12 protein-coding genes and 2 pseudogenes are annotated in these 16470 nt (G+C 59.5%); 11 read left to right on the forward strand and 3 right to left on the reverse strand.

All coding sequences use genetic code 11. The features are described from left to right. Positions 1-137 precede the first annotated feature (137 nt). Complete coding sequence (locus ACMDB8_RS21685) at positions 138-872, forward strand: hypothetical protein (protein ID WP_156385799.1); 735 nt, start codon at positions 138-140, stop codon at positions 870-872. Positions 873-933: 61 nt separating this feature from the next. On the opposite strand, the gene ACMDB8_RS21690 is transcribed toward ACMDB8_RS21685, so the two are convergent. Then, positions 934-1800 carry a hypothetical protein gene (locus ACMDB8_RS21690; protein WP_156385801.1) on the reverse strand — a complete coding sequence of 289 codons (867 nt, stop codon included), beginning with the start codon at positions 1798-1800 and terminating at the stop codon, positions 934-936. Positions 1801-2446: 646 nt separating this feature from the next. On the opposite strand from ACMDB8_RS21690, the pseudogene ACMDB8_RS21695 reads away from it, so the two are divergent. The 3 genes and pseudogenes from ACMDB8_RS21695 to ACMDB8_RS21705 form a co-directional block, all read left to right on the forward strand. After that, a pseudogene (locus ACMDB8_RS21695) lies at positions 2447-3415 on the forward strand (chemotaxis protein); the annotation flags it as partial. A gap of 375 nt (positions 3416-3790) precedes the next feature. Next, positions 3791-4321: pseudogene (locus ACMDB8_RS21700) on the forward strand (methyl-accepting chemotaxis protein); the annotation flags it as partial. Between the two features lie 81 nt (positions 4322-4402). Further along, the gene (locus tag ACMDB8_RS21705) at positions 4403-5752 is read left to right on the forward strand and encodes a CoA transferase (RefSeq protein ID WP_409078376.1); all 1350 of its coding nucleotides are present in this window, start codon (positions 4403-4405) and stop codon (positions 5750-5752) included. 143 nt (positions 5753-5895) lie between these two features. Here the strand turns inward: ACMDB8_RS21705 and ACMDB8_RS21710 are convergent, their stop codons facing one another. Both ACMDB8_RS21710 and arcD (ACMDB8_RS21715) read right to left on the reverse strand, forming a co-directional pair. Beyond that, positions 5896-6759: a DNA-3-methyladenine glycosylase family protein gene (locus tag ACMDB8_RS21710; RefSeq protein WP_409078377.1), complete on the reverse strand. Its 864-nt coding sequence runs from the start codon at positions 6757-6759 to the stop codon at positions 5896-5898. Next, entirely contained in the window at positions 6756-8183 is a 1428-nt protein-coding gene (arcD, locus tag ACMDB8_RS21715) for an arginine-ornithine antiporter (protein WP_056725995.1), read from the reverse strand. The genes ACMDB8_RS21710 and arcD (ACMDB8_RS21715) overlap by 4 nt, the downstream gene beginning before the upstream one ends. Before the next feature lie 440 nt (positions 8184-8623). Here arcD (ACMDB8_RS21715) and arcD (ACMDB8_RS21720) point away from each other — a divergent pair, with 440 nt between their 5' ends. From arcD (ACMDB8_RS21720) to gcvH, 7 genes are all read left to right on the forward strand, one after another. Then, positions 8624-10051, forward strand: coding sequence for an arginine-ornithine antiporter (arcD, locus tag ACMDB8_RS21720; RefSeq protein WP_056725997.1), 1428 nt, complete (start codon positions 8624-8626; stop codon positions 10049-10051). Between the two features lie 51 nt (positions 10052-10102). After that, positions 10103-11359, forward strand: coding sequence for an arginine deiminase (arcA, locus tag ACMDB8_RS21725; RefSeq protein ID WP_056725998.1), 1257 nt, complete (start codon positions 10103-10105; stop codon positions 11357-11359). A gap of 81 nt (positions 11360-11440) precedes the next feature. Then, the gene (locus ACMDB8_RS21730) at positions 11441-12451 is read left to right on the forward strand and encodes an ornithine carbamoyltransferase (protein ID WP_056726000.1); all 1011 of its coding nucleotides are present in this window, start codon (positions 11441-11443) and stop codon (positions 12449-12451) included. A gap of 136 nt (positions 12452-12587) precedes the next feature. Then, positions 12588-13517: a carbamate kinase gene (gene arcC / locus ACMDB8_RS21735; RefSeq protein ID WP_046042230.1), complete on the forward strand. Its 930-nt coding sequence runs from the start codon at positions 12588-12590 to the stop codon at positions 13515-13517. A 63-nt stretch (positions 13518-13580) separates the two neighbouring features. After that, on the forward strand, positions 13581-13943 hold the full coding sequence (locus ACMDB8_RS21740; RefSeq protein WP_056726002.1) for a DUF5064 family protein: 363 nt from the start codon (positions 13581-13583) through the stop codon (positions 13941-13943). Positions 13944-14117: 174 nt separating this feature from the next. Then, a complete protein-coding gene (locus ACMDB8_RS21745) occupies positions 14118-15626 on the forward strand; it encodes a sigma-54-dependent transcriptional regulator (RefSeq protein WP_409078378.1) in 1509 nt (502 codons plus the stop codon). Between the two features lie 456 nt (positions 15627-16082). Further along, on the forward strand, positions 16083-16466 hold the full coding sequence (gcvH, locus tag ACMDB8_RS21750) for a glycine cleavage system protein GcvH (RefSeq protein WP_008047373.1): 384 nt from the start codon (positions 16083-16085) through the stop codon (positions 16464-16466). Positions 16467-16470 lie beyond the last annotated feature (4 nt).

The following is a 16470-nucleotide window of genomic DNA, read 5'->3' on the forward strand; positions in this document are numbered from 1 at the left end:
AGTCGCCCTGTAGTTGCCAACAACAGCGCACTTGAAAGTACCTACTTCCTGTTCGGATTTCTCCTACGTGTTTATCAGGTCATCCATTTCCGGGGTTGGCCGTTAAGCACTATGAAACCCCACGACGAGAAGCTGACATGAATGTAAGTGCCGCTGCATCTTTTCAAGTTCCGTATCCGCAAACATTGAAAGCGAACACGGAAAAAGCCCAGCCTGAGAAATTCGACATTTCGGTAATGGATGACAGGTTAAGGTTGACCATCGAGAAACTCCGAGCGCCTCAAGGTGTAGCTAGAAATCTCAGCAGCGAAAAACTGAATGAGGTGGATGATTTTTTGAATTCGCTCGAATCACTTAGCGGGTTCTATGACCTCCCCCCTCTGATAGAAAGCTTTAGAAATTCAATGATTAGACATCATGCATTCCAGGCAGATCTGGTGCTCAAAAGAATGGAAGGGATTTACTCCGACTTCAAAAAAGACCTGCAAAGCAAATGGTCTGGTCTGGCCCATAACGTAATGGGCTTCACCGTGGCCGAAGACGGGCAGTTGAAAGTCACTTCGCCCCCCGACACCCTGACTGCCAGGGATGAGGAAATATTGAATACCCTGTTGAACGAGGCCAAAGGCTTGCAACCCCTGACCCTCAAGCACGCCAAGGCCGTAATCGAGTTGACTCAGCTGGATAAGCCACAGTTTGAGGGCAAGGTAAAACTGGACCTGAGCAACTTCCACAAGATGATTGACTATGGATTACTGCTGAATAAAGGTGCGCTGGACTTGGAAAGTCCAGACTCCTGGCTGGATCAATTGCATAAAAAGGCCGAGAAGAATCCGATCGAGAAAAAACAGGGCCTGCACATCGAGGCCTGATCGTTCGATAAAACCCGGCAAAGCGAACATATATGTGCGCTTTGCCGGGGACCTGACAGGCTTAGTTACGCAACATATTCTGATAACATATATGTGCGAATGAAACATTCGGTACGTTGTGTCCTCCCACCCCCGACGCCTCTTTGCCTTGAATCTGGATCAACCAATGTCCCAGGTTATATTCAACTTCCCACTTATATCGATACTTGCCACTGCTGGTCCAGAAAGGCTCAGACTTCAGCTGCCCATAACACCCGCCCAACTGAACGACACCCATGGCATTACCGGTAACATCCGTTACAAGGTCGTATGGGGTCTTATCCGTCCCTTTGTCCAACTTCAAAGTGGCGGTAGCACCTTCGACCGGCTGTCCTGTCGAATCACTCAACCGGACCGACCAATTCAAGACTCGGTAGGCCTGCGTAGTCGCCCAGTAGTGCCGCAGATCACCGGTATCGCCCTGGACACGACTGTCGGTGTAGTAAGGCGCTGAGCCAAACTCGAGCTTGTAGATATCACCCGCTACGAAGGGAGCAGACGGCTTTTTCGAGATGCGAACCTGAACTTCCTCATTCGGCTTCAGGCCAGACACAGTGAAAGGTGCCCCCCAAGGAATAGCAGCCCAGCGTCCGTTGCGATTGTATTCCAACATCAATGGCCCGCCTTTCGTGTCACCCGCATGGATCAACACATCTTGGCCCCGCACAGCCACGAAACTGTAATGTTTCACATCCGCTTCGTCAGCCAGACTTTCCTTGAGGGTGTTCAGTTTGTCCGGCAGTACCGTGGCCGCCGGGGTTATTTGGGACGCGATACCCGAAACTGCGGCCGAGTTCAGAAAAGACATCGCAGGTGCCGTCCCTGCCGCCAATAACATCCCCCAAAACAATGCTACCGAGCGAAACCCTATCCCTTTAAAACAAGTCATACACATGAAGTCCTTCTCATTATTTTCTGTCAGATGCCGGATCCGAAAACTTCCGCAATCGTTCCACCGAGGTGGCCCGCGTATTTAAGCGGTCTGCCCTTAATGAGAAGCGGTACATATGTATTTCGAGAGTTTCACTCAGGGCGGCTCGAAGCCGGAATCCTTGGCGTAACCACCCTGAACGCTCCCGCGCTTTTTTCCTCTTTTCACCCCCATTTTCGGCACATTTTCCTGCGCAAACGTTCAACCATTACCGTTCGTCGGGATGCCCCTCATGTAACCTCATCGCCACGCCGATGTGCATTGATCGGCGCTAAATGGATTTAGCGAGTGAGCCGCGACGGCCCACAGCCAACACTTCATCCATTCGCGAGCTCGCCCTATGTTCGACTCACTGTCCATCCGCCTGAAAATCGTCCTGCTGTCCGGTCTGTGCCTGCTGGGCGTAGTCGCCTTGATAGTGGGCATGAACATCTATCAGACCAATCAGAACGATGACCTGGTCAGCGATTCCAGCAGCAGGATGCTCACCGCCAGTGTGCAGGACCTGCTCCAGGCCAAGGCCGCCGAGCAAGCCGTGCGGGTGCAGAAGACCTTCGGTGAAACCCTGACGGTGGTGACCGCTCTCGCGGACCAGATCCAGGACATGCGCAACCTGGCCGCCAAGCGCGCCCTCGAACCCGGCGCCCTGCGTGAAGAGTTGAACCAGAGCCTGAAAACCGCGTTCGAGCGCAACAGCAAGGTGCTGGGGATCTGGCTGGCGTTCGAACCCAACGGCCTGGATGGCAAGGACAGCGAGTTCGTCAATGACGCCGCCCGCCAATCCAACGAGATCGGACGTTTCGCCACGTACTGGAGCCGCGCCGGGGGTGATGCCCTCAACACGATCATGGTCGAAGAGGACATGACCAAGACTACCCTGAACCTCAGCGGTACGCCGTACAACATCTGGTACACCTGTCCGCGGGACAGCAAGCGCATCTGCCTGCTCGACCCCTATGCCGATACGGTCGGCAACAAGGAAATGTTGATGACCACCATTTCCGTACCGCTGCTGGTGGATGGCAAGTCCATCGGCGTGGTCGGTATCGACATCGCCCTCGACGCCCTGCAAGCGGCGGCGGTCGACTCCCAGCGCGACCTGTTCAACAGTGCCGGGCACATGCTGATCGTTTCCGGCACTGGCGTGCTGGCCGCCTACAGTGTCGATGCCGGCAAAGTCGGCAAGAACATCGGCGACACCCTGGGCGGCGATGGCAAGGACATCCTGCAATTGCTCGGCAATGGCGCGCCGAAGATTCTCCAGCAAGGCGAGTTGATCCGCGCGGTGTACCCGGTCAGCCCGATTGCCGACGCCAAGGCCTGGGCCGTGGTGATCGACCTGCCCCGGCAAGTGCTGCTGGCCGACTCGGTGAAGCTGCAAGCGGTACTCGACGATGCCCAGCAAAGCGGCACGCTCAAGGCGCTGTCGGTGGCAGTGATTGCCGGTCTGCTCGGGCTGTTGCTGATGTGGCTCACCGCGTCCGGCGTGACCCGCCCGATCAACAGCGTGGCCGACATGCTCAAGGCGATTGCCAGCGGCGACGGCGACCTGACCCAGCGCCTGCACTACAGCAAGAAGGACGAACTGGGCGAACTGGTGAGCTGGTTCAACCGCTTCCTCGACAAGCTGCAACCGACCATCGCGCAGATCAAGCAAAGCATCACCGATGCCCGAGGCACCGCCGACCAGTCTTCGGAAATCGCCCGCCAGACCAGTGAAGGCATGCAGGTGCAATTCCGCGAAATCGACCAGGTCGCCACCGCGTCCAACGAAATGAGCGCCACCGCCCACGACGTCGCCAACAGCGCCTCGAACGCGGCCAACGCGGCGAAGGGTGCCGACCAGTCGGCCCGCGACGGCATGTCGATCATCGAACGCAGCACCCGCGACATCAATCAACTGGCCGAAGAGGTCAGCAAGGCCGTGACCGAAGTCGAAGCCCTCGCGGTCAACAGCGAGCAGATCGGTTCGGTGCTGGAGGTGATTCGCAGTATCGCCGAACAAACCAACCTGCTGGCGCTCAACGCCGCCATCGAAGCCGCCCGTGCCGGTGAAAGCGGCCGGGGATTCGCGGTGGTCGCCGATGAAGTGCGCAATCTGGCCAAGCGTACCCAGGACTCGGTGGAAGAAATTCGCCTGGTGATCGAACGCATCCAGTCCGGCACCCGCGGCGTGGTCGCCACCATGCACTCAAGCCAGACCCAGGCCCACAGCAACGCCGGACAGATCCAGCAGGCGGTCCAGGCCTTGGGCAAGATCAGCGACGCGGTCACCGTGATCAGCGACATGAACCTGCAAATCGCCAGCGCCGCCGAACAGCAAAGCGCCGTCGCCGAAGAGGTCAACCGCAATGTCTCGGCGATCCGCACCGTCACCGAAACCCTGACCGGCCAGGCCACCGAGTCGGCGCAGATCAGCAGCCAACTCAACGCCCTGACCACCCACCAGATGAAGTTGATGGATCAGTTCCGCGTTTAGGAAGCACCACCGATAAATGTGGGAGCGGGCTTGTCACCTGATTTGATCTAAGATCGGGCTCTCGCTCCGGAGGGCCCTTCGATGACTGATCTGCTCACGTCCATTCAAGCCGCACTCGGTTTGCCTCACACCCCGATTCCATTCACGTCCAGCGGCGCCCTGCCCTCGGCGTTTGCCGTCACGGATCTGGCCTGCGCCGGCATCGCTGCCGCAGGCCAGGCCGTCAGCGAACTGCTGCACCAGCAAACCGGGCACCTGCCCGACCTTGAGGTCGACCGACGCCTCGCATCATTCTGGTTCGCAACCTCGATTCGTCCGCTTGGCTGGAGCGTTCCGCCGTTGTGGGACCCAGTGGCCGGTGACTACGCCACCCGCGATGGCTGGATTCGCCTGCACACCAACGCACCCCATCACCGCGCCGCTGCCGAAAGCGTGCTCGGCCACTGTATCGACCGCGCAGCGATGGCCAGCCAAGTGGCCCGATGGGCGAACAGCGAGCTGGAGCAGGCGGTGGTCGATGCCGGTGGTTGCGCTGCCGAAATGCGCACCTGGGAACAATGGCAGGTCCATCCTCAAGGCCAGGCAGTGAATGCCGAACCCTTGGTTCTGTTCGCCAACCATCCAATCCAGAGCCGCAAACCCTGGACTGGTTCAGTGGCTCGCCCGCTGGCCGGCATCAAGGTGCTGGACTTGACCCGAGTACTGGCAGGTCCCATCGCCAGCCGCTTTCTGGCAGGCCTGGGCGCCGATGTCTTGCGCATCGATCCGCCGACCTGGAACGAGCCCGGGGTGGTACCGGAGGTCACCTTGGGAAAACGTTGCGCGCGTCTTGATCTGAACGACAGCTCCGATCGCGCTGTATTCGAGTGCCTGCTCAAGGACGCCGACATTCTGCTCCACGGCTATCGCGCCGATGCGCTGGAGCGACTTGGTCTGGGCATGGATGAACGCCGGCAACTGAACCCCGACCTGATCGATGTTTGCCTCAACGCCTATGGCTGGAGCGGCCCTTGGCAAAACCGACGGGGCTTCGACAGCCTGGTGCAGATGAGCAGTGGCATTGCCGAAGCGGGCATGCGCTGGAAGCAGGCGGACAAGCCGACGCCACTGCCGGTGCAAGCCCTCGATCACGCCACCGGGTACTTGATGGCGGCCAGTGCGATCAGGTTGTTGGCGCAGCGGTTGAACGACGGTACGGGGGGTTCGGCGCGATTGTCGTTGGCGCGTACGGCGAGGTTGTTGATCGAGGCTGGGGCCGGGTCCGATGAGCCGTTGCGGGCAGAGGATCAAAACGATCAGGGGATACAGGTTGAGCAAACACCCTGGGGACCGGCGCATCGGTTGCATGTGCCGCTTAAGATGACGGAGACACCGTTGCAATGGACTTTGCCAGCAACTGATTTGGGTTCACATCGCGCGCAGTGGTGGTGACCGTCAGATCGCCATCGCGAGCAAGCTCGCTCCCACAGGGACCGCATTTTTCCTGACGATCGCGATCAAATGTGGGAGCGAGCTTGCTCCGGGCGGCGTTCCGACGATGGCGCCAGAAACAGCAACACAAAAACCAGATCAGCTCAGTCCACCCGACTCAAGGAAGTCCACAACACCTGCGCCGCATACCCTCGATAAGGCCGCCACCCTTCAGCCCGCAACAACAACTGCTTCGCTGTCACCGGCCCGCCTTCGAGCGCCGCCAGCGCATTGATCAGCCCCACATCACCATTGGGAAACCCGTCCATCTCTCGCAAGTGACGCAAGGCAATGTATTGCGCCGTCCAGTCACCAATCCCGTGCAAGGCCAGCAACCGCGCTATGCCCCCTTCCCGGCCGGGCTCAAACAATCGCGGATCATCGAGCAATGCCTGAGCCCCCCCCGACAAGGTCCGGCCTCGGCTTTTCGGCATGCCCAGCGTCGCCAGATCTGCGTCTGCCAAAACCCTGGCCAGGGGAAAAACATGGGTCACTCCCGGCAATGCTGAATTTAACGGTGTGCCGTACCGCGCTACCAGTTTGCCCGCCAACCGGATCGCCGCCACCACCGTAATCTGCTGCCCCAGTACCGCGCGGATCGCCAGTTCCAGCCCATCCCACGCTCCCGGTACGCGCAGGCCCGGGCGTTCGGCAATCAACCGCGCCATCAGCGGATCAACCGCCAGGTGCCGGTGAATCGTGGACAGGTCGGCATCCAGGTCGAACATTCGCCGCACTCGCGCAACGATCTCGGGTACGGCACCAGCATCCGGAAAATCCAGGGTCAGCTCAAGCGCATCGGATGCGGCAGGCTGGATCGAAAACGTACCGTGTACGCCATGCAAGTCGATGCTGCGCGCGTAGACACCCTCGACCACCCTTTCCAGACCCACGATCGCCCGCGCCGACAAGAACCCCAGCAACGCCGGCCAGTCATAGGGCGGCTGGTACGCCAGCGACACCCTCACAGGCTGAGCACCCCGCTGTACAACCCATAAGCCGCCAGCCCCGCCCCCCCGATGACACAGGTGAAAATGCCTTTCTCGACCACCGTGAACAGCGGCTTGCCCTGCTCGTTACGAGCCTTGGCAAACAGGATCACACCCGGCGCATACAGCAACGCCGACAGCAGCAAATACTTCAGGCCGCCGGCATACAGCAGCCACACCGCGTAGCCCAGGGCGATGCCACCGATCAGCAGGTCCTTGATCCGTTCGGCGGGTGCCTGTTGGTAGGTTTCACCCCGTGCGCACAACAACACCGCATAGGCCGCCGACCACAGGTACGGCACCAGAATCATCGAGGACGCCAGATAAATCAGGCTGGTGTAGGTGCTGGCGGAAAACAGCGTGATCAGCAGGAACAACTGGATCATCGAGTTGGTCAGCCACATCGCATTGACTGGCACACGGTTGGCGTTTTCCTTGGTCAGGAATGCCGGCATGGTCTTGTCTTTCGCCGTGGCGAACAGGATTTCGGCGCACAGCAGCGCCCAGGACAACAAGGCCCCCAACAGCGAAATCGCCAGGCCGACGCTGATCAGCAACGCCCCCCAAGGGCCGACGATATGTTCAAGCACCGCCGCCAGCGAGGGGTTCTGCAGTTTCGCCAGTTGCGGCTGGGTCATGATCCCCAGCGACAGCACGTTCACCAGCACCAGCAGCGCCAATACCCCAATGAACCCGATCACCGTCGCGCGGCCCACGTCGGAGCGTTTCTCTGCCCGGGCCGAATAGACACTGGCGCCCTCGATACCGATGAAAACGAACACGGTGACCAGCATCATGTGTCGAACCTGATCCATCACACTGCCGAATTCCGGATTGTTGCGTCCCCAGATATCGAGGGTAAAGATGTCCGCCTTGAACGCCACGGCGGCGATCACAATGAACATGATCAGCGGCACGATCTTCGCCACCGTGGTCACCTGGTTGATGAACGCCGCCTCCTTGATCCCGCGCATCACCACAAAATGCACGGTCCAGAGCAGCACCGAAGCGCAGACGATGGCGATCGGCGTGTTGCCTTCACCAAAGACCGGAACGAAATAACCGAGGGTGCTGAACAGCAGCACGAAGTAGCCGACGTTGCCCAGCCAGGCGCTGATCCAGTAGCCCCAGGCCGAAGAAAAGCCCATGTAGTCGCCAAACCCGGCCTTGGCATAGGCGTACACCCCGGAGTCCAGTTCCGGCTTGCGATTGGCCAGGGTCTGGAACACGAACGCAAGGGTCAGCATGCCAACGGCGGTGATTGCCCAACCGATCAGGATCGCCCCGGCATCGGCCCTGGCCGCCATGTTTTGCGGCAGGGAAAAAATCCCGCCACCGATCATCGAACCCACCACCAACGCGATCAAGGCGCTCAGGCGAAGCTTGTTCGGTGATTGCGCCATCGTTGCATCTCCATTTTTCTGAGGGGCGACAACTGCCGCGAGATCGTCACATAACGGGCGTCAATTAAACTGTTGAAGAGTAATAACGTTTATTGGATAACGCCAACATAGGTCTTTTACTTGCACAAAACGGCTATTAGAGGCGCCGATATAATCATTTGTTGTATAGGTTTTTCCAATACATCAATTTTGTACAAAAAACCCGCGAGGAAAAGTTGCGATTTTTGAAAAACCAACTAGCGTCATAATTCGAAACAAATTCTAAAAGTACTTAAATAATCCACAAAAGGCTCTAGAACAAGCATTACAGACAGCCGCCCTGCAAATGATGGCACTTCGCTAAAAACTGGAAAAGCTCTCATTTTGTGATCTAAGTCAGCTGATTTGATATTCAACGGAATTAGTCTGTTGTTTCTCTTCTCCTGCATTGGAGTCATGCAATGTCTGAAGCTCCCGGAAAACTCAAACTCGGCGCGCTGGTCGCGTTAGTCGTGGGTTCGATGATTGGTGGCGGGATCTTTTCCCTGCCACAAAACATGGCCGCCAGCGCGGATGTCGGCGCCATTCTGATCGGTTGGGCGATCACTGCCGTTGGCATGCTCACCCTGGCATTCGTGTTCCAGACCCTGGCCAATCGCAAACCCGATCTTGATGGCGGGGTCTACGCCTACGCCAAGGCCGGTTTCGGCGACTACATGGGCTTCTCGTCCGCCTGGGGGTACTGGATCAGTGCCTGGCTGGGCAACGTCGGTTACTTCGTCTTGTTGTTCAGCACGCTCGGCTATTTCTTTCCGCTATTTGGGGAGGGGAATACCCCCGCTGCCGTGATCGGTGCCTCAGTGCTGCTCTGGGCCGTGCATTTCCTCGTACTGCGAGGAATAAAGGAAGCAGCGTTCATCAACCTGGTGACCACCGTCGCCAAGATCGTGCCGCTGCTACTGTTCATGCTGATCGCCTTGTTCGCCTTCAAACTGGACATCTTCACCGCTGACATCTGGGGCCTGAAGAACCCGGACCTGGGCAGCGTGATGGACCAGGTGCGCAAGATGATGCTGGTCACCGTGTGGGTGTTCATCGGCATCGAAGGCGCGAGCATCTTTTCGGCCCGGGCGGAAAAACGCAGTGACGTGGGTAAAGCCACCGTGATCGGTTTCGTCACCGTGCTGCTGTTTTTGGTCCTGGTGAATGTGCTGTCGCTGGGGATCATGACCCAGCCGGAACTGGCCAAACTGCAGAACCCGTCAATGGCCGCCGTGCTGGAACACGTGGTCGGTCACTGGGGCGCGGTGCTGATCAGTGTCGGTTTGATCATCTCGTTGCTGGGGGCGCTGCTGTCGTGGGTGCTGTTGTGCGCGGAGATCATGTTCGCCGCCGCCAAGGACCACACCATGCCGGCGTTTTTGCGCAAGGAAAACGCCAACCACGTACCGGTCAATGCCCTGTGGCTGACCAACGCCATGGTCCAGGTTTTCCTGATCATCACGCTGTTCTCGGCCAGCACTTACCTGTCGCTGATCTACCTCGCCACCTCGATGATCCTGGTGCCGTACCTGTGGTCGGCGGCCTATGCGTTGCTGTTGGCGGTGCGTGGCGAAAGCTACGAAGGCGCGGCGGGCGAGCGGCAGAAGGATCTCATCATCGGTGCCGTGGCCCTGATCTACGCGATCTGGCTGCTGTACGCCGGCGGCACCAAATACCTGTTGCTGTCCGCCCTGCTCTACGCCCCCGGCGTGATCCTTTTTGCAAAGGCCAAGCTGGAAATCAACAAACCGGTTTTCACCAACGTCGAGAAGCTGATTTTCGCTGCGGTGGTCGTCGGCGCCGTGGTGGCGGCCTACGGCCTCTATGACGGCTTCCTGACCCTTTAACTCCTGTTTCTAGAAGCACAACCCTGTTTTGTCATCTGGAGGATCACTGTAATGACCACGGAAAAAGTTAAGTACGGCGTCCATTCCGAAGCCGGCAAACTGCGCAAAGTCATGGTTTGCTCCCCAGGCCTGGCCCATCAGCGGCTGACCCCGAACAACTGCGATGAACTGCTGTTCGACGATGTGCTGTGGGTGGCCCAGGCCAAGCGCGACCACTTCGACTTCGTTACCAAGATGCGCGAACGCAACGTCGATGTACTGGAAATGCACAACCTGCTGACCGACATCGTCGCCATTCCCGAAGCCCTGGACTGGATTCTGGAACGCAAGATCACCGCCAACTCGGTGGGCCTGGGCCTGATCAACGAAACCGCGTCGTGGCTGCGCAGCCTGGAGCCACGTCACATCGCCGAGTTCCTGATCGGCGGCGTATCGGGTGACGATTTGCCCACCAGTTTCGGCGGCAAGGCCATCGAGATGTTCCGCGACTTCCTCGGCCACTCCAGCTTCATCCTGCCGCCGCTGCCAAACACCCAGTTCACCCGCGATACCACCTGCTGGATCTACGGCGGCGTCACCCTCAACCCGATGTACTGGCCGGCGCGCCGTCAGGAAACCCTGCTGACCACCGCCATCTACAAGTTCCACCCCGAGTTCACCAACGCCGACTTCCAGATCTGGTACGGCGACCCGGACAAAGACCACGGCAACTCCACCCTTGAGGGTGGCGACGTGATGCCGATCGGCAACGGTGTGGTGTTGATCGGCATGGGCGAGCGTTCGTCGCGCCAGGCCATTGCCCAACTGGCGGTGAACCTGTTCAAAAACAAGGCGGTCGAGAAAGTGATCGTTGCCGGCCTGCCGAAATCCCGCGCGGCGATGCACCTGGACACCGTGTTCAGCTTCTGCGATCGCGACCTCGTCACGATCTTCCCGGAAGTGGTGAACCAGATTGTCGCCTTCACCCTGCGTCCCGATGAAAGCAAGGCCGGTGGCATCGACATCCGCCGAGAAGAAACCAACTTCCTCGACACCGTGGCCCAGGCCCTGAACCTCAAGGCGTTGCGCGTGGTGGAAACCGGCGGCAACAGTTTCGCCGCCGAACGCGAGCAATGGGACGACGGCAACAACGTAGTGGCCGTGGAGCCGGGCGTGGTCATCGGCTACGACCGCAATACCTACACCAACACCCTGATGCGCAAGGCCGGTGTGGAAGTGATCACCATCAGCGCCGGCGAACTCGGCCGGGGACGGGGCGGCGGCCATTGCATGACCTGCCCGATCATCCGCGACCCGATTGACTACTAACCTATTACCTTGGCCCGCGCTGCCCTCTACCCAAGGGCATGCGCAGGCCAAGGGGATAACCGACACCTTAGGAGATCCAAAATGGCGTTCAATATCCATAACCGCAATCTGCTGAGCCTGGAACACCACACTCCTCGCGAATTGCGCTACCTGCTCGACCTGTCCCGCGACCTCAAGCGTGCCAAGTACACCGGTACCGAACAGCAGCATCTCAAGGGCAACAACATCGCGCTGATCTTCGAAAAAACCTCGACCCGCACCCGCTGCGCGTTCGAAGTTGCAGCCTATGACCAGGGCGCCAACGTCACCTACATCGACCCGAACTCCTCGCAGATCGGCCACAAGGAAAGCATGAAGGACACCGCCCGCGTACTCGGGCGCATGTACGACGCTATCGAGTACCGTGGCTTCAAACAGGAAATCGTCGAGGAGCTGGCCAAGTTCGCCGGCGTACCGGTGTTCAATGGCCTGACCGACGAGTATCACCCGACACAAATGATCGCCGACGTGCTGACCATGCGCGAGCACGCCGACAAGCCGATCCACGAGATCAGCTACGTCTACCTGGGCGACGCGCGCAACAACATGGGCAACTCCCTGCTGCTGATCGGCGCCAAGCTCGGCATGGACGTGCGCATCTGCGCGCCAAAAGCCCTGTGGCCGGCGGACGACCTGGTGGCTCGCTGCAAACAGTACGCCGAAGAAAGCGGCGCGCGCATCACCCTCACCGAAGACCCAAAAGCCGCGGTCAAGGGCGTGGACTTCATCCACACCGACGTCTGGGTGTCGATGGGCGAGCCGGTCGAAGCCTGGGCCGAGCGCATCCAGCAACTGCTGCCGTATCAGGTCAACGCCGAACTGATGAAAGCCACCGGCAATCCGCGCACCAAGTTCATGCACTGCCTGCCGGCGTTCCACAACAGCGACACCAAGATCGGCAAGCAGATTGCCGAGCAGTACCCGTTCCTGAACAACGGCATCGAAGTGACCGATGACGTGTTCGAGTCGCCGGCCTGCATCGCCTTCGAGCAAGCGGAAAACCGCATGCACACCATCAAGGCGATTCTGGTGTCGACGCTGGCGGATCTATAACGGCTGATCATGTCCTCTTGATCGCTCACTGACCCGTAGGAGCTGCCGAAGGCTGCGATCTTTTGATCTTTGAAGATCAGTAGCAAGATCAAAAGATCGCAGCCTTCGGCAGCTCCTACTCTAGAAGGACTGCACCATGCGTATCGTCGTTGCTCTGGGCGGTAATGCCCTGCTCCGCCGGGGCGAACCCATGACCGCTGACAACCAGCGCGCCAACATCCGGATCGCCACCGAACAGATCGCCAAGATCCATCCCGGCAACCAATTGGTCATCGCCCACGGCAATGGCCCTCAGGTCGGCCTGCTGTCTCTGCAGGCGGCGGCCTACACCTCGGTTTCGCCCTACCCGCTGGACGTGCTCGGTGCCGAAACCGAAGGCATGATCGGCTACATCATCGAACAGGAACTGGGCAACCTGCTGGACTTCGAAGTGCCCTTCGCGACCTTGCTGACCCAAGTCGAAGTCGATGCCAATGACCCGGCCTTCAAGAACCCCACCAAACCCATCGGCCCTGTCTATACCAAGGATGAGGCCGAAGCACTGGCCGCCGAGAAAGGCTGGGCCATTGCCCCGGACGGCGACAAATACCGTCGCGTGGTCGCCAGCCCGAAACCGAAGCGCATCTTCGAAATCCGCCCGATCAAATGGCTGCTGGAAAAAAGCAGCATCGTGATCTGCGCCGGCGGTGGCGGCATTCCGACCATGTATACCTCGCCCGGCAAACTCGAGGGCGTCGAAGCGGTCATCGACAAGGACCTGTGCTCGGCGCTGCTGGCCGAACAGCTTGAAGCCGATCTGCTGGTGATCGCCACCGACGTCAACGCCGCCTTCATCGACTTTGGCAAACCCACGCAGAAAGCCATCGCCCAGGCCCACCCCGACGAAATGGAAAAACTCGGCTTCGCCGCCGGCTCCATGGGACCGAAGGTGCAGGCAGCCTGCGAATTCGCACGCCATACTGGGAAAGTCGCAGTGATCGGTTCGCTCGCGGACATCGAAGCGATCGTCCAGGGCAAGGCCGGCACGCGCATCAGTACGGCGACACCGGGCATCAGCTATCAGTAAACGAAACTGCGGGGCAGGCCTGAGGCTTGCCCTGATTCAAGATCTTTTGAAGGAGAGTCAACAATGGCAACGTTCGAGCCGGGTCACCTGCACATCGAGCGACACGCGCTGAACAAGGATGACGTCAGCTACAACATCTGCATCGACTATGAAATCGCCCAGGATCCCAAGGAAGGCAAGGGGATGCAGTTCAAGATGCACGGCAACATCCAGGGCAAGGACATGAGCGAGACGTTCTTCCTGCCCAAGGACATGGCCTACAACTTCGCCAGCAACGTCACCAAGATTGCCGAGAAGCATGGCATCCCGAAAACCCATAGCAACATCGGTTCGATCCACAAACATTACGACGCAATGTTCGAAGACGTGCGGGTGCAGTTGAACATGAAATCGGGCGACCCGGTCAAACCCGAGCACCTGGAATAACGTTTGGAAGATCAAAAGATCGCAGCCTTCGGCAGCTCCTACAGGGGAATGCGTTCGGCGTAGGAGCTGCCGAAGGCTGCGATCTTTTCAAGCCATACCCCATCGACATTTCACCTGCCCCCTCCTCCAAGGCATACTTGCCACCCTTCGCACTGCAGACCCCAAGACCGCCCCATGCGTATCCACGTCAGCTTCATCGACCGCGTCGGTATCACCCAGGAAGTCCTGGCCCTGCTCGGCGGGCGCAATCTGAACCTGGATGCGGTGGAAATGGTCCCGCCCAATGTCTATATCGACGCCCCGACCCTGAGCCCGCAAGTCCTCGAGGAACTGCGCGATGCCCTGTTCAGCGTGCGTGGCGTGCAAGCGGTGACGGTGGTCGACATCCTGCCCGGCCAGCGCCGGCACTTGCAACTCGACGCCTTGCTGGCAGCCATGACCGACCCGGTGCTGGCACTGGACAGCGACGGCAAGGTGCTGTTGGCCAACCCGGCCCTGATCGCCCTGTACGGTCGCGAACCGGACGGTGAAAGCGTGGGCGACCTGTTTGCCGACCCGGCGTTGCTCGACGCCCTGCTCGAACACGGCTTTCGCCTGCCGCTGCGGGAAATTACCGTCAACGGCCAGACCCTGTTGCTCGACGCCACGCCGATCACCGACGCCGGCGCCCTGCTGACCCTGTACCAACCGAACCGCATCGGCGAACGCCTTTCCGCGCTGCACCATGACCACGCCGAAGGTTTCGATGCCTTGCTCGGCGAGTCCCCGGTGATCCGCACCCTCAAGGCGCGCGCCCAGCGGGTGGCGGCCCTCGATGCACCGCTGCTGATCCAGGGCGAAACCGGCACCGGCAAGGAGCTGGTGGCCCGCGCCTGCCACGCCATCAGCGCCCGGCACAGCTCCCCCTTTCTGGCGTTGAACTGCGCGGCATTGCCAGAGAACCTCGCCGAAAGTGAACTGTTTGGCTACGCCCCCGGCGCCTTCACCGGCGCACAACGGGGTGGTAAGCCGGGGCTGATGGAACTGGCCAACCAGGGCACGGTGTTTCTCGACGAGATCGGCGAGATGTCGCTGTACTTGCAGGCCAAATTGCTGCGTTTCCTCAACGACGGCAGTTTTCGCCGGGTCGGCGGCGACCGTGAGGTCAAGGTCAACGTACGGATCCTCAGCGCCACCCACCGCGACCTGGAGAAGATGGTCAGCGAAGGGCTGTTCCGCGAAGACCTGTTCTACCGCCTCAACGTCCTCAACGTCGAAGTGCCGCCCCTGCGCGAGCGCGGCCAGGACATCCTGCTGCTGGCCCGCTACTTCATGCAGCAGGCCTGTGCGCAGATCCAGCGCCCGACCTGTCGCCTGGCGCCGGGCACTTACCCGGCGCTGCTGGGCAACCGCTGGCCGGGCAACGTGCGGCAATTGCAGAACGTGATCTTCCGCGCCGCGGCGATTTGCGAAAGCAGCCTGGTGGACATCGGCGACCTCGACATCGCCGGCACCTCGGTGGCCCGCCAGGGCGACCATGACGTCGACAGCCTGGAACAGGCCATGGACGAGTTCGAGAAAACCCTGCTGGAAAAGCTCTACGCCAGCTATCCCTCGACCCGACAACTTGCGACCCGCCTGCAAACCTCCCACACGGCGATTGCCCACCGGTTGCGCAAGTACGGGATTCCCAACAAGGCTTGAAGCCTTGCGTCGACAGATGGTGGGCTGTGTACACCAACCTGTGTAGGAGCTGCCGCAGGCTGCGATCTTTTGACTTTGATCTTATGGTGCCTGCGACAAGATCGCAGCCTGCGGCAGCTCCTACGGAACGGATTGTCACTTCGAAAACTTCTTCACCTGTTTAAAAACGACCTCCACCTGTACTGAAAGCGCTACAGCGGAACGATATCGCTACACCCCTCTCCGATCACGGCTGTGCAAGGCTTTGATCCACCTCGGCTTTTATCATTGACATATGCCGTATCGATTTCGCTACAACGATTGATTTTCAGCCTTTGTCGAAACCACCTAAATCATTGATCAATAACAATAAAAATAACGTTGGCCGCGTTCTTGCTATGTACTCCCACATAAACCGGGCATTGCCCAAGCATTCAATCGCGTCCACCAGACGAGTCTGGCCCCTTAGGAGTTTCCATGAGCGAGTTGCGTTTTACTGAAGATCACGAATGGCTGCGCACCGAAGCTGACGGCAGCGTCACGGTCGGCATCACCGCTTTCGCACAGAACGCCCTGGGCGACGTGGTTTTCGTTCAACTGCCTGAGCTGCAGTCCTACGACAAAGGCGCCGAAGCCGCCACCGTGGAATCGGTAAAGGCTGCCAGCGGCGTGTACATGCCGCTGGACGGCGAAGTGCTGGAAGTGAACCCGGCGCTGGACAGCAGCCCTGAACTGGTCAACGAAGATCCGCTGGGCGAAGGCTGGTTCTTCCGCTTCCAGCCAAGCGACGCCTCGGCAGTCGCCCAACTGCTGGATCAGGACGCCTACGACCGTCTTATCAAAGCCCAAGCCGAAGCCTGAGGAG

The sequence above is a fragment of the Pseudomonas monachiensis genome (genome assembly GCF_047345015.1).
GTDB classification, from domain to species: domain Bacteria; phylum Pseudomonadota; class Gammaproteobacteria; order Pseudomonadales; family Pseudomonadaceae; genus Aquipseudomonas; species Aquipseudomonas monachiensis.

Coding starts and splice junctions, on each gene's coding strand:
- ACMDB8_RS21690 (WP_156385801.1), bottom strand. CDS start 1,800: ATGACTTGTTTTAAAGGGATAGGGTTTCGCTCGGTAGCATTGTTTTGG.
- ACMDB8_RS21705 (WP_409078376.1), top strand. CDS start 4,403: ATGACTGATCTGCTCACGTCCATTCAAGCCGCACTCGGTTTGCCTCAC.
- ACMDB8_RS21730 (WP_056726000.1), top strand. CDS start 11,441: ATGGCGTTCAATATCCATAACCGCAATCTGCTGAGCCTGGAACACCAC.
- ACMDB8_RS21745 (WP_409078378.1), top strand. CDS start 14,118: ATGCGTATCCACGTCAGCTTCATCGACCGCGTCGGTATCACCCAGGAA.
- gcvH (WP_008047373.1), top strand. CDS start 16,083: ATGAGCGAGTTGCGTTTTACTGAAGATCACGAATGGCTGCGCACCGAA.
- arcA (WP_056725998.1), top strand. CDS start 10,103: ATGACCACGGAAAAAGTTAAGTACGGCGTCCATTCCGAAGCCGGCAAA.
- ACMDB8_RS21685 (WP_156385799.1), top strand. CDS start 138: ATGAATGTAAGTGCCGCTGCATCTTTTCAAGTTCCGTATCCGCAAACA.
- arcD (WP_056725995.1), bottom strand. CDS start 8,183: ATGGCGCAATCACCGAACAAGCTTCGCCTGAGCGCCTTGATCGCGTTG.
- ACMDB8_RS21740 (WP_056726002.1), top strand. CDS start 13,581: ATGGCAACGTTCGAGCCGGGTCACCTGCACATCGAGCGACACGCGCTG.
- arcD (WP_056725997.1), top strand. CDS start 8,624: ATGTCTGAAGCTCCCGGAAAACTCAAACTCGGCGCGCTGGTCGCGTTA.
- arcC (WP_046042230.1), top strand. CDS start 12,588: ATGCGTATCGTCGTTGCTCTGGGCGGTAATGCCCTGCTCCGCCGGGGC.